The 13,816-nt window shown below is 61.5% G+C and carries 9 protein-coding genes; 8 read left to right on the top strand and 1 reads right to left on the bottom strand.

The window, feature by feature from the left end; all coding sequences use genetic code 11:
- The coding region (locus tag E4O97_RS21870; RefSeq protein WP_248162238.1) for a retention module-containing protein at window positions 1–2,192 on the bottom strand (2,192 nt) is incomplete at its 3' end.
- Window positions 2,193–2,530: 338 nt separating this feature from the next.
- On the opposite strand from E4O97_RS21870, the gene E4O97_RS21865 reads away from it, so the two are divergent.
- From E4O97_RS21865 to E4O97_RS21830, 8 genes are all read left to right on the top strand, one after another.
- Window positions 2,531–3,886 carry a TolC family outer membrane protein gene (locus E4O97_RS21865; protein ID WP_248162235.1) on the top strand — a complete coding sequence of 452 codons (1,356 nt, stop codon included), beginning with the start codon at window positions 2,531–2,533 and terminating at the stop codon, window positions 3,884–3,886.
- 42 nt (window positions 3,887–3,928) lie between these two features.
- Window positions 3,929–6,085, top strand: a complete 2,157-nt coding sequence (locus tag E4O97_RS21860) for a type I secretion system permease/ATPase (protein WP_005783538.1) — start codon at window positions 3,929–3,931, stop codon at window positions 6,083–6,085.
- Window positions 6,075–7,439, top strand: coding sequence for an HlyD family type I secretion periplasmic adaptor subunit (locus E4O97_RS21855; protein WP_248128543.1), 1,365 nt, complete (start codon window positions 6,075–6,077; stop codon window positions 7,437–7,439). The genes E4O97_RS21860 and E4O97_RS21855 overlap by 11 nt, the downstream gene beginning before the upstream one ends.
- 215 nt (window positions 7,440–7,654) lie before the next feature.
- Window positions 7,655–8,539: a TauD/TfdA family dioxygenase gene (locus tag E4O97_RS21850; RefSeq protein WP_248162233.1), complete on the top strand. Its 885-nt coding sequence runs from the start codon at window positions 7,655–7,657 to the stop codon at window positions 8,537–8,539.
- 60 nt (window positions 8,540–8,599) lie between these two features.
- Window positions 8,600–9,520: a LysR family transcriptional regulator gene (locus tag E4O97_RS21845; protein WP_032878513.1), complete on the top strand. Its 921-nt coding sequence runs from the start codon at window positions 8,600–8,602 to the stop codon at window positions 9,518–9,520.
- Window positions 9,521–9,739: 219 nt separating this feature from the next.
- Window positions 9,740–11,275: an MFS transporter gene (locus E4O97_RS21840; protein WP_032878512.1), complete on the top strand. Its 1,536-nt coding sequence runs from the start codon at window positions 9,740–9,742 to the stop codon at window positions 11,273–11,275.
- Window positions 11,276–11,290: 15 nt separating this feature from the next.
- Window positions 11,291–12,349 carry an HlyD family secretion protein gene (locus E4O97_RS21835; protein ID WP_032878511.1) on the top strand — a complete coding sequence of 353 codons (1,059 nt, stop codon included), beginning with the start codon at window positions 11,291–11,293 and terminating at the stop codon, window positions 12,347–12,349.
- Window positions 12,346–13,788, top strand: coding sequence for an efflux transporter outer membrane subunit (locus E4O97_RS21830; RefSeq protein WP_032878510.1), 1,443 nt, complete (start codon window positions 12,346–12,348; stop codon window positions 13,786–13,788). The genes E4O97_RS21835 and E4O97_RS21830 overlap by 4 nt, the downstream gene beginning before the upstream one ends.
- Window positions 13,789–13,816 lie beyond the last annotated feature (28 nt).

Raw genomic sequence — 13,816 nt, 5'->3', positions numbered from 1 at the left:
GGCGCCGGGACGGTCACAGTGCCGACAGTGTCCCCAGCCTTGATGGTGATCGACGAGCCGTTATCCAACTTCAACGTAACGTCAGTGCCCGCCTTGTTGGAAAGCGTAGCGGTGTACGTAATCTGCCCGCCCTCATTCGCCTCGGTCGGCGCAGTCAGCGTAACGGTAGTTGTGTCGATCGAATCGGTGATCGTGGTGACTGCCGCAGTTGTGCTCGGCACCAGGCTTTCAAAGTTGCCGCCAGTCGCGCTGGTAATGGTGGTGCTGACCGTGCTGCCGTTGACGTAGACATCATTGGGCGCGGTGTCCACGACCACGCTGCCGACAGACTCGCCAGCCTTGATGGTGATTACCGAGCCATTGCTCAAGGTAACGTTTACCGGGGTTTGCGCCGGGTTGGTCAAGGTGGCGGTGTAGGTGATCTGGCCACCTTCGGTCACGGTCGAGCTTGCGGTCAGGGTGACGGTGGTGGCATCGATCGAATCAGTAATGGTGGTGACCGCAGGCGTAGTGCTCGGTACCAGGTTTTCGAAGTTGCCGCCGGTTGCACCGGTAATGGTGGTGCTGACGGTCGAACCGTTGTTATAGACGTCGTTAGCCGCAGTATCGACCACAACGGTGCCGGTTGACTCGCCAGCCTTGATGGTGATCACCGAGCCATTGCTCAAGGTGACATTCACCGGGGTCTGCGCCGGGTTGGTCAGGGTGGCGGTGTAGGTGATCTGGCCGCCTTCGGTCACGTTGCTGTTGGCTGTGAGGGTAACGGTGGTGGTGTCGACCGAATCAGTAATGGTGGTGACCGCAGGCGTAGTACTCGGTACCAGGTTTTCGAAGTTGCCGCCGGTTGCACCGGTGATGGTGGTGCTGACGGTCGAACCGTTGTTATAGACGTCGTTAGCCGGAGTATCGACCACAACGGTGCCGGTCGACTCGCCAGCCTTGATGGTGATCACCGAGCCATTGCTCAAGGTGACATTCACCGGGGTCTGCGCCGGGTTGGTCAGGGTGGCGGTGTAGGTGATCTGGCCGCCTTCGGTCACGTTGCTGTTGGCTGTGAGGGTAACGGTGGTGGTGTCGACCGAATCGGTAATGGTGGTGACCGCTGGCGTAGTGCTCGGTACCAGGTTTTCGAAGTTGCCGCCGGTTGCACCAGTAATGGTGGTGCTGACGGTCGAGCCATTGTTATAGACGTCGTTAGCCGGGGTATCGACCACAACGGTACCTGTCGATTCACCGGCCTTGATGGTGATCACCGAGCCATTGCTCAAGGTGACATTCACCGGGGTTTGCGCCGGGTTGGTCAGGGTGGCGGTGTAGGTGATCTGGCCGCCTTCCGTCACGGTATTGCCCGCCGTCAGCGTGACGGTGGTGGTGTCGATGGTGTCGGTGATCTGCGTTACGGCCGGGTTAGGGTCGATGGTCAATACCAGGTTGCCGCCGCCGGTGGTACCGGTAACGCCGACGCTGATCTGGCCCGGGTCGATGTACGGGCTGTCGTTAGGGGCCAGAGGCACATTGACGGTGCCGGTCAACTGGCCCGACGGGATGGTAATCACCGCGCCATTGGTCAAGGTGACGGTCAGGTCGCTGGTGGAGGGCCGCGTCACGGTGGCGGTGTAGGTCAGCACGCCGCCCGCTTCGGTGATGGTTGGCGTCGCGCTCAGGGTCAGGGTCGAAGGCTGCAGCACCTGGTTGCCCGAGTCCGCCGAGCCTGGCGCTCCGCTCAGGGCGTTGAGTGCCGAAGTGCCTTGGCCGATAGGCGCGGTGGGGAAGCCGATGGTCGGGTCGACACGGCCGGCGGTCGCGTCCAGCACCACAAAGCTGTGGCCACCCCCGGCGGCACCATTACCGGTAGCGTTTGCGCCTGCGGCGGTGGCTTCCAGTTCGGTGGTCGGGTCGGCGCCGGCGGCGATGGCTTGTTGCAGCTCGGCAACCGATGGCGCGGCTTGTTCGCTGGCCGCGGCCAGATCGGCAGTGGAGTCCGGCATATCGGCGCTCCACTGGGTGTCCCGGCCCAGGTCCAGGATGCGGCCGTCGGCCAGTTCCAGGCTGACTGCGCCCGACATGCCTGTGTCGATCTGGTCGCCTGCAAACAGGCGGTCACCTTCTACAAGGACGCGACGTGTTCCTTCCGGAGAAATAACGAAAACTTGACCAACAATGCTTTTGACGATGGCAACAACACTGCTCATTAAAATTTTCTCCGGCGATCCGTTTCGACAAATTCCATTTCGCAGCGCGCTATTAGCGCTGCCAATTGGGAGGGCGTAGTCTATATATGTATTGACGTCAAATATTTGGCTAGATTTTTTAGCGATCTAGTTTGTGCCAAAGTATTGACCTTATGGTCGCCATCCTAAACAATCGCCTCTGTAATGTCACATTGATATTTATGCGGCGAACCGTCCTACATGTGTGAAGCAGTTCCGCTTTTTGAACTTTCCGACGTACGGTCATTACGGTAGCCATTATCCGACGCAGCGGTAGTCATCGCTGTGATTTGAGACAAGAAGTCCTGGGGAATTTTTTAATGCGTCTGCACCTGTTCAAGGCAATACCGTTCGTTCTCGCCGCCAGTTTCGTACAAGCCCAGACACTGCCCCAAGCCATGCAGCAGGCATTGGATGTACACCCGGAAATCCAGGCGGGTGTAAACAGCCGTATCGCCGCCGATTACCAATTGCGCGCCGCCCAAGGTGGTTACCTGCCGCGTGTCGACCTGAACGCCGGTTACGGTCGTCAAGGGACTGACAACGCCACCACCCGCGCCAACAACCCCAGCGGCAACCACTGGGACACGCTCAACCGCGGTGAATCCAGCCTGCGTCTGCAGCAAATGATTTTTGACGGTTTCGCTACCTCCAGCGAAGTCGGGCGTCAACAAGCCAACGTTAATTCCCGTGCCTACTCCTTGCTGGGTACTTCCGAGCGCACAGCGCTGACCGTTGCTCAGGTTTACCTGGAAGTGCTGACCCGTCGTGAGTTTGTGCGCCTGGCCGAAGACAACCTGCGCAACCACGAGCGCATCTACGATCAGATCAAGTTGCGCACGGAGCGCGGCGTCGGCAACGGTGCCGACCAGGACCAGGCCGAAGCGCGTCTGGCTCAGGCCCGCAACAACTTGATCACCGAGCAAACCAACCTGGCCGACGCACAGGTCAACTACCTCAGCGCCGTAGGCCAGATGCCGGACCAACTCGAGCGCCCGGCCCCGTTCATGGCCATGCTGCCGGCCGACCTGAATGAAGCCCGTCGCCAGATGCTCGACAACAGCCCGATCCTGCGCTCGGCTGAGTCGGATATCTCCGCCGCCGAGAAGCAGTACGAAGCCGCCAAGTCCACCTTCTACCCGCGCTTTGATGCTGAGCTTGGCACCAACGCCGACAACAACGTCTCCGGTGATCCCAACCACAGCAACGGCTGGGAAGCCATGGTGCGCATGCGCTTCAACCTGTTTGCCGGTGGCAGCAACAAGGCTGACCTGCAATCGAAGTCCTACCAGGCCAACCAGGCTCTGGATATTCGCAACAACGCCTTGCGCCAACTCAACGAAGAGCTAGGCTTGGCCTGGAACGCCTTGAGTAACGCCAACGCGCAATTGCCGGTCGCCCAGCAGTATGTGGATCACAGCACCCGCGTACGCACGTCCTACCAGCAGCAGTTCAGCCTTGGCCAACGTACCCTGTTGGATTTGCTCGACAGCGAGAATGAATTGTTCACCGCTTCCCGCCGCCTGGAAGAAATCAAGAACATTCAGTTATTTACTCAGTACCGAATCAAGGCGACCATGGGCGAATTGCTCAAGAGCCAGGGAGTGGTCGCACCGATGGCCTCCGTCGTGCAGAACGACGTGAAACCTAAAGTCCAACTGCCTGGGATGAATTGAGCCACCCCCAATAGCCCCATCTGTTAGTCGAGAGTGCACCGCGTGGAATCTGAAATCGGTCGAGTTCATCTCAGTCATGATCCACGCGCTTTGCACGACGACCCTTTGCTCGACGGGTTGCTGGCGCTCTGCGCACTGCACCAGAAGCCTGCCAGCGCGGCCATGCTCACCACCGGCCTGCCGCTGCCCTCGCAACGCCTGAGTGCTGAACTGCTGCCGCGTGCTGCTGCGCGGGCCGGGCTGCAAGGCCGGCTGTTGCAACGCAAGCTGGAACAGATCCCGACGATTGCATTGCCGGCCCTGCTGTTGCTCAAGGACGGGCGCAGCACCGTGCTGGTAGGTTGGCAGGGCGACGATGAGGCGCGGGTGCTGCTCAGCGAAAGCGACGGCGGCGAAGTGCTGATCAAGCGCGAAGCATTGGCCGACGATTACATCGGCAAGGTCTTCTTCGCCCAGCCGCAACACAAATTCGACGTCAACCACGGCAGCCTGATTCCGCGGGCGCGTTCGTGGTTCCGTGACACCCTTATGCGTTCGCGCTGGCTCTACACCGACGCCATCGCCGCCAGCTTCCTGATCAACATCATCGCCATGGCCGCGCCGCTGTTCGTGATGAACGTGTACGACCGCGTCGTACCGAACCAGGCCACCGCCACCCTGTGGGTGCTGGCCGTGGGCATCTGTGGCGCATACCTGTTCGACCTGATCCTCAAAAGCCTGCGCAGCCTGTGCCTGGACCTGGCCGGTAAAAAAACCGACCTGATCATCTCGGCCACGCTGTTCGAACGCATCGTCGGCATGTCCATGAAGTACCGCCCGGCGCGGGTCGGCAGCTTCGCCCAGAACATCCATGAGTTTCAAAGCCTGCGCGATTTTCTCGCGTCGCTGACCCTCACCAGCCTGATCGACCTGCCGTTCACGCTGCTGATCTTTATGGTGATCGCCATCCTCGGCGGGCACCTGGTGTGGATCCCGGTGCTGGCGTTTCCGCTTGCCCTGGGCATCGGCTATGCCCTGCAAAAGCCCTTGGTAGCCACCATGGAACGCACCATGGCCCTGGCCGCTGAACGCCAGTCGAGCCTGATCGAAACCCTCGCCGGGCTCGATGCGGTCAAGGTCAACAATGCCGAGAGCGAGCGCCAGTATGGCTGGGAGCAGACCATCGGCACCCTGAGCCGGCTTGAACTGCGGGTGAAGTTGCTGTCGGGCCTGTCGATGAACATGACCCTGCTGATCCAGCAATTGGCCGGCGTGATCATGATCGTATTCGGCGTGTACCAGATCATCGACGGCAACCTGAGTATGGGCGGCCTGATTGCCTGCTACATGCTCAGTGGCCGCGCCTTGAGCCCGCTGGCTTCGCTGTCGGGCCTGCTCACGCGCTACCAGCAGGCCAAGGTCACCATGACCTCGGTGGACCAGATGATGGAGCTGCCTCAAGAGCGCAATTTCGAAGAGCGCCCCATGAGCCGCCGCACCCTGCAAGGCGCCATCGAATGCCGGGGCCTGAACTTCACCTACCCCAACCAGCAGAACCTGGCGCTGAAGAACATCAACCTGGTGATAAAACCAGGGGAAAAAATCGGCATCATCGGTCGTAGCGGCTCGGGCAAAAGCTCCCTGGCCAAACTGATTGTCGGCCTGTATCAACCTGACTCCGGCGCACTGCTGGTGGACGGCGTGGACGTGCGCCAGATCGACGTCAGCGAGTTGCGCCATAACATCGGCTACGTCGCCCAGGACATTCAGTTGCTTGCTGGCACCCTGCGCGACAACCTGGTCAGCGGTGCGCGCTACGTCGAAGACGAAATGGTGCTGCAAGCCGCCGAGCTGGCCGGTGTACACGAATTCGCCCGTCTGCACCCTCAGGGCTACGAGCTGCAAGTGGGCGAGCGTGGTCAGAACCTCTCCGGCGGCCAGCGTCAGAACGTCGCCCTGGCCCGCGCGCTGTTGCTCAACCCGCCCATCCTGCTGCTGGACGAACCTACCAGCGCCATGGACAACACCGGTGAAGAACGCTTGAAACAACGCCTGCAAGCCGTGGTGCAAAACAAGACCGTGGTGCTGGTCACGCACCGAGCCTCACTGCTCTCGCTGGTGGACCGCCTGCTGGTGGTCGACCGTGGGCAGATTCTCGCGGACGGCCCGAAAGCCGTGGTCATGGAAGCGTTGAAGAAGGGGCAGATCAGTGTTGCTTAAGTCCATCAAGAGTGCGGTCGGCCGCTATTTCAAAGGCGCCGACTCGCTGCAGGGCCAGCCCCTGCCCGAGGTCAACAAAGCGCTGATCGAAGATGCCCCGCGAGTCATTCGCCTGACCATCTGGGCGATCATCGGGTTTTTCGTGTTCCTGGTGGTTTGGGCGGGTTTCTCCCAGATCGACGAAGTGACCCGTGGCGACGGCAAGGCGATTCCGTCGTCCAAATTGCAGAAAATCCAGAACCTGGAAGGCGGTATCGTCGCCGAGCTGTACGTCAAGGAAGGCCAGATCGTAGAGGCCGGTGCCCCGTTGATTCGCCTCGACGACACCCGGTTCGTTTCCAACGCCGGAGAAACCGAAGCCTTGCGCCTGGCCATGCAACTGCGCGTCGAGCGCCTGAGTGCGCAGGTGGATGATCGCCCACTGAACATCCCCGACGACGTACTCAAGGCCGCGCCGAGCCAGGCTGCCAACGAGCGCTCATTGTATGAGAGCCGACGCCAGCAACTGAAAGACGAAGTCGGCGGTCTGCAAGAGCAACTGGTACAGCGCCAGCAGGAACTGCGTGAATTCACCTCCAAGCAAGGCCAGTACCGCAGCCAGTTGTCCCTGCAACGCCAGGAAATCAACATGTCCGAGCCGCTGGTGGCTCAGGGCGCGGTATCGCCGGTGGAAGTGCTGCGCCTCAAGCGTGCCGAAATGGAAACCCGTGGCCAACTGGATGCCACCACCCTGGCAATCCCCCGCGCCGAATCGGCGATCAAGGAAGTGCAGCGCAAGATCGACGAAACCCGTGGCAAATTCCGCAGCGAAGCCCTGACCCAGCTCAACGAGGCTCGTACTGAGTTGAACAAGGCCGAGTCCACCGGCCGTGCGTTGGAAGACCGCGTCAGCCGTACCCTGGTCACCTCGCCGGTGCGCGGGGTCGTCAAGCAATTGTTGGTCAACACGGTCGGCGGCGTGATCCAGCCGGGCAGCGACATGGTCGAAATCGTGCCGCTGGACGACACCCTGCTGGTGGAAGCCAAGATCCGCCCGCAAGACATCGCTTTCCTGCACCCAGGGCAAGAAGCCGTGGTCAAATTCACCGCCTACGACTACACCGTCTACGGTGGGCTGAAGGCCAAGCTCGAACGCATCGGTGCCGACACCATCACCGATGAAGACAAGAAAACCACTTACTACATGATCACCCTGCGTACCGACCGCAGCCACTTGGGCACCGATGAGAAGCCGTTGCTGATCATCCCCGGCATGGTTGCCTCGGTGGACATCATCACCGGCAAGAAAAGCATCCTCAGCTACCTGCTCAAGCCGATCATCAAGGCGCGGGCCGAGGCGTTGCACGAGCGTTGATCTTCAGCGCCTGTACCGACCTCATCGCAGGCAAGCCAGCTCCCACATTTGAATGTGTTCACAAATCAAAATGTGGGAGTGGGCTTGCCCCCGATGAGGCCCTCAGCATCCCCCAGCACCTCAAACCAAACGCCATATCGATATGCCCTAACAGTATTTAAACTTCCATTCTTATACCTATAAATTCACTTCCCTGTCCGCCGGGAGTGAATCCAATGTCCGCCACCGCTGCTGCCCCCACCACTGCCCAAACCTTCGATGTCCGGCCCTTCCCCGGCAGTGTAGGCGCCGAGATCATCGGCCTGGACTTATCCCGCCCGGTCAATGACCAGGACTTTGCCCGTATCCACCGCGCACATCTGGACCACCACGTCGTGGTGTTACGCGACCAACGCATCACCCCCGAACAACAGATCGCTTTCAGCCGTCGTTTCGGTGTGCTGCAGATCCACGTGCTCAAACAATTCCTGCTGACCAATCACCCGGAAATCCTGATCGTCTCCAACATCATCGAGAACGGCCAATCCATCGGCCTGGGGGACGCGGGCAAGTTCTGGCACTCGGACCTGTCGTACAAGGAACTGCCCAGCCTCGGCTCGATGCTGCACGCTCAGGAACTGCCTGCCGAAGGCGGTGACACCCTGTTCGCCGATATGCACAAAGCCTGGGAGCAACTGCCCGAGCACCTGCGCAAAGCCGTAGAAGGCCGCAGCGCCGCGCACTCCTACACGGCGCGCTACAGCGAAACCAAATTCGAAGGTAACTGGCGCCCGACCCTCACCCCCGAACAACTCGCCCAGGTCGCCGAAATGGTGCATCCCATCGTACGAACCCACCCTGAAAACGGCCGCAAGGCGCTGTTCGTCAGCGAAGGCTTCACCACCCGTATCGTCGGCCTGCCCGATGACGAAAGTCGTGAGTTGCTGGCCCAGCTCTATGCCCACAGTGTGCTGCCGGAAAACATCTACCGCCACCAGTGGCAGCCCCACGACCTGGTGTTCTGGGACAACCGCTCGCTGATCCACCTGGCCGCCGGTTGCCCAAGCCACCTGCGCCGCAAGTTGTATCGCACCACCATCCAGGGCGATGCGCCTTTCTGAACCGGTAAAGCCTGCTACGATTGCGCCCAGTTCACTCCCCACAGATCACGAGTGCTTGGCATGCAATTACCAGACATGAACCTGCTGGTCGCCCTCGACGCGTTGCTCGATGAGGGCAGTGTGGTCGGCGCCGCACGGCGGATGAGCCTCAGCCCGGCGGCCATGAGCCGTACCCTCACGCGTATCCGTGAAGCTGTCGGTGACCCGATCCTGGTACGTGCCGGTCGCGGCCTGGTGCCGACGCCCAAGGCGCTTGAGCTGCAAGGCCAGGTACGCAACGTGGTGGAGCAGGCGGCGTTGCTGTTTCGCTCGGCGGATCAAGTCGATTTGAGTACCTTGCGCCGCCGTTTCAGCGTACGCGCCAATGACTTTTTTATTGGCGTATATGGCGGTCGCTTGTTCGACACCATGGAGCGTGTGGCCCCGCTGTGCGAGCTGCGCTTTGTGCCTGAAGGCGACACCGACGACGAAGCTCTGCGCGAAGGGCGCCTGGATCTGCGTGTGAGCAACACCATGCCGGTCAGCCCCGAAGTGAAGGTGCAGAACCTGTTCTCCACCACCTTCGTCGGCCTGGCGCGACAAGATCACCCACTGTTCGACGAAGAGATCACCGCCGCACGCTTTGCCAGCTATTCCCATATCAGCATCTCGCGCCGCGGCATCGCCCGCGGGCCGATCGACACCGCGCTGAACGAGCAGGGCCTGGAGCGCCGCGTGGCGATGATCGCGCCGGGCTTCCACGGTGCCATGTTCATGTTGCCGGAATCCGACCTGATCATGCCGGTGCCCAAGGAAGCGCTCCTGAGCGCCAAACGCCTGAACTTGCCATTGCGTGCATTCCCGCTGCCGATCTCCTTGCCGACCCTGGTATTGGCCCAATCCTGGCACCCGCGCTTCGACAAAGACCCCGCGCACAAATGGCTGCGTGAAACCATGCGCGAGAGTTGCCACGCCACCTGGCTGGAAGCCCAACCCAACTAAAAACCTCAAGCCATGCACAATCAAATGTGGGAGGGGGCTTGCTCCCGATAGAGGTGTATCAGCTTCACATCAGGTGGCTGTCATACCGCCATCGGGAGCAAGCCCCCTCCCACCTATGGATTGCGCCTGGCGCACTTATAAACTTCCGATAAGTAACTTTTTGTCATGCTATAGCCTGATTAAACTGCTCAGGTATTTCTCATTCCGAGTTACCTGTTCATGACATCCCTCGCTGCCCCCGCTTTTCAGGCCGCAGCCAAACCTGTTGCCCCGGCCCCGCCCGTGTTCGGCCCGCGCATCATCATCGGCCTGGTCGGCGTGTTGTTGGCGGTGCTGGTGTCCGGTCTCAACGAGATGGTCACCAAGGTGGCGCTTGCCGATATCCGCGGTGCGCTGTACATCGGCTTTGATGAAGGCACCTGGCTGGTCGCCGCCTACACGGCCACTTCCGTGGCGGCCATGGCCTTTGCGCCGTGGTGTTCGGTGACGTTTTCCCTGCGCCGTTTCACGCTGTGCGCCATCGGCTTGTTCACCGTGTTGGGCATTCTCTGCCCGTTCGCACCCAACTACGAAAGCCTGCTGCTGCTGCGTACCGTGCAAGGCCTGGCCGGTGGCGCGCTGCCCCCGATGCTGATGACCGTGGCACTGCGTTTCCTGCCCGCCAACGTCAAGCTGTATGGCCTGGCCGGCTACGCCCTGACCGCCACCTTCGGCCCGAGCCTGGGTACTCCGCTGGCGGCGTTGTGGACCGAATACGTCGGCTGGCAGTGGGCGTTCTGGCAAATCGTCGCGCCGTGCCTGCTGGCGATGGTCGCCGTGGCCTATGGCATACCGCAGGACCCGCTGCGCCTGGAGCGTTTCAAACAGTTCAACTGGCGCGGCCTGCTGCTGGGCTTTCCGGCGATCTGCATGTTGGTGATCGGGCTGTTGCAGGGCAATCGCCTGGATTGGTTCGAGTCGGGCCTGATCACCTTCCTGTTGTGTGGTGGCACGCTCTTGCTGGTGTTGTTCATGCTCAACGAATGGTCGCAGCCAATACCCTTCTTCAAATTGCAGATGCTCGGCCTGCGCAACCTGGCCTTCGCCCTGATCGTGCTGGCAGGCGTGCTGATGGTGCTGACCTCGGTGATCATCATCCCCTCCAGTTTCCTTGCCCAGGTCCAGGGGTACCGGCCGTTGCAAACTGCGCCGGTGATGCTGCTGATGGCGTTGCCGCAATTGATCGCGTTGCCGTTGGTGGCGGCGCTGTGCAACCTGCGCTGGGTCGATTGCCGCTGGGTGCTGGGGATTGGCCTTGGCATGTTGGTGCTGTGCTGCATCGGCAGTTCGCACCTGACTTCGGCGTGGATCCGCGACGATTTTTATGGCTGGTACCTGTTGCAGATTTTCGGCCAGCCTATGGCCGTGTTGCCACTGCTGATGTTGTCCACCGGCAGTATTCAACCCATCGAAGGGCCGTTCGCTTCGGCCTGGTTCAATACCGTCAAGGGCCTGGCCGCTGTGATCGCCACTGCGGTGCTGGATACATTGACCACCCAGCGCGGGCATTTCCATTCAACCATGTTGGTGGACCGCCTGGGCAATTCGCCCCTGGCCGACACTGAGGCTCCGGGCCTCGCCCACCGCTTGCACGAGCAGACCGTGGTGCTGACCTCTTCGGATCTTTACGTCGTCATGGCCGGTGTCGCGGTGGCGTTGATCCTGCTGATTTTCTGGATGCCCACGCGGATCTATCCGCCTCGCGCTCCGGCCTGACCACAAGGACTTTCCATGAAACGCAAAGACAAAATTGCCGTCTCCGTTATTGCTGTATTTGCCGTTGGCGTACTGGTTTATCTGGTTGCGCCGGGCGTACTGGGCAGCAAGCACCAGACCACCAACGACGCCTTCGTCGCCGCCGACTTCACCCTGGTGGCGCCGCGGGTGGCGGGCTTCATCAAGGAAGTGCTGGTAGAAGACAACCAGCGCGTCAAGGCCGGCCAACTGTTGGCGTTGATCGACGACCGCGACTTTCGCGCCGCCGCCCAGGCCGCCGATGCCGACACCTTGGTCGCCCAGGCCCAGTTGAAAAACGCCAGCGCGACCCTGGAGCGCCAGAGCTCGGTGATCGCCCAGGCCCAGGCCACTGTCGCGGCGGATCGCGCCGAAGTCGCCTTCGCCGAACACGAACTGAACCGCTACAACCACCTCGCTGGCGTCGGCGCAGGTACCGTGCAGAACGCCCAACAAGCCAAGACCCGTATCGACCAGGCCACCGCACGCCTGGCCAAATCCACCGCAGTGCTGGCCGCCGAACGCAAGCAGGTGGAAATCCTCACCGCCCAGCGTGACGCCGCCGAAGGTGGGCTCAAGCGCGCCCAGGCGGCGTTGGAAATGGCCAGTTATCAGTTGTCCTACACGCGCATTGTCGCGCCGGTCGATGGCATGGTCGGCGAGCGAGCGGTGCGGGTCGGCGCCTATGTGACCCCGGGCAGCAAGATCCTCGCGGTCGTGCCGCTGGCCGAGGCCTATGTGGTAGCCAACTTCCAGGAGACGCAACTGTCGCATATGCACGCGGGGCAAGCGGTGCAGGTCAGCGTCGACAGCCTTGACGGCGAACTGCTCAAAGGCCATCTGGAAAGCTTGGCGCCGGCCACGGGGGTGACCTTTGCCTCGGTCAAACCGGACAACGCCACCGGCAACTTCACCAAGGTGGTGCAGCGTATTCCGGTGAAGATCGTGCTTGAGCCGAACCAGCCATTGACCGAGCGCCTGCGCGTCGGCATGTCGGTGGAAGCCAGCGTCGATACGCGGCCGGTCGCGCAACAGCGTGAGGTGGCCCAGCAATGAAACACGTCGCCTGGCTCACCTTAAGCCTGATCAGCCTGAGTGCCTGCACGGTCGGTCCCGACTTCCAGCGGCCCGAGAGCCCGCAGATCAATCAGTGGAGCGAACCCCAGGGCCGACAAGCTGCCAGCCGTGCCGTTAGCGATCCCTTGCAGGAGCGCTGGTGGGACGTGTTCCACGACGCGCAGCTCTCAGCCCTTACACGCCGCGCCCTCAGCGATAACCTCGACTTGAAGCTGGCCAGCAGCCGCCTGCAACAGAGCCGCGCCGTACGCCAGGTGACCACCGCCGAGCGTTACCCCAATGTCGATGCGGGTGGCGGCTACCAGCGCAAACGTAACAGTGGCAAAGGCTTGAACGACCCTTCCGGCGAGAACGGCCGTTCGGCCTTCAACCAATGGGACATGGGCTTCTCGGCCTCATGGGAGCTGGATTTCTGGGGCCGGGTCAAGCGTGAAACCGAAGCAGCCGACGCCACGCTGGAAGTCGCCGAAAACGACCGCCGCGCCGTGCTGTTGTCGGTGTTGGCCGAGACCGCCCAGGACTATATCCAACTGCGCGGCGTACAAAATACACGCGCCGTCACCGAGCAAAACCTCGACGTCGCCCGCCACAGCCTCAAGCTCTCGCAACTGCGTCTGGCTGATGGCGTAGCGACCGACCTCGACGTGGCCGAAGCCGCCGCCCAGGTCGCGGCCATCGAAGCGCGCCTGCCGGACTTGCAACAGCGCCAGGACCAACTGATCAACGCCCTTAGCCTGCTGATGGGCGAGCCACCCCAGGCCCTGCACGCGCAGCTGTCCAAGGACGCCGCCGTGCCGCAAACCCAGCGTCAGGTCGCCATTGGCCTGCCCTCGGAGTTGGCCGAACGCCGTCCCGACATCCGCCAGGCAGAAGCGCGCTTGCACGCCGCCACTGCCAGCATCGGCGTGGCCAAGGGCGACTTTTACCCGCGCATCACCCTGTCCGGCAGCCTCGGCTCTCAAGCCATGCAACTGTCGGACTTCGGCTCCTGGGGCTCCCGCGCATTTGCCCTCGGCCCGCAATTAAGCCTGCCACTGTTCAACGGTGGGCGCCTGCAAGGCATGGTGGATTTGCGCGAAGCCCAGCAACAGGAAGCGGCCCTTGCCTACCAGCAAACCGTGCTGCGCGCCTGGCATGAAATCGACGACCAACTGACCCGCTACAACGCCAGCCAATTGCGTCGCGACAGCCTGGCCGAAGCGGTGCGCCAGAACCAGATCGCGCTGACCACCGCGCAACACCAGTACGTCGAAGGTGTGGCGGATTTCGTCAATGTACTCACCGTGCAAAGCGCATTGCTGGCAACTCAAGAGCAGTGGGTTGAAAGCTCCACCGGCGTGTCATTGGCCATGGTCGGCTTGTACAAGGCGTTGGGAGGAGGTTGGGAGTCGGTGTATCCGTTGCCAGTCGCTCAGTAATGAGGGTGCGCTTTGTTGCAGCCCGAGA

This window comes from Pseudomonas sp. W15Feb34, from assembly GCF_023127765.1.
Classification (GTDB): domain Bacteria; phylum Pseudomonadota; class Gammaproteobacteria; order Pseudomonadales; family Pseudomonadaceae; genus Aquipseudomonas; species Aquipseudomonas synxantha_A.
The sequence above is the reverse complement of the archived record's forward strand: the minus strand, read 5'-3'. Positions and strand labels throughout refer to the sequence as shown.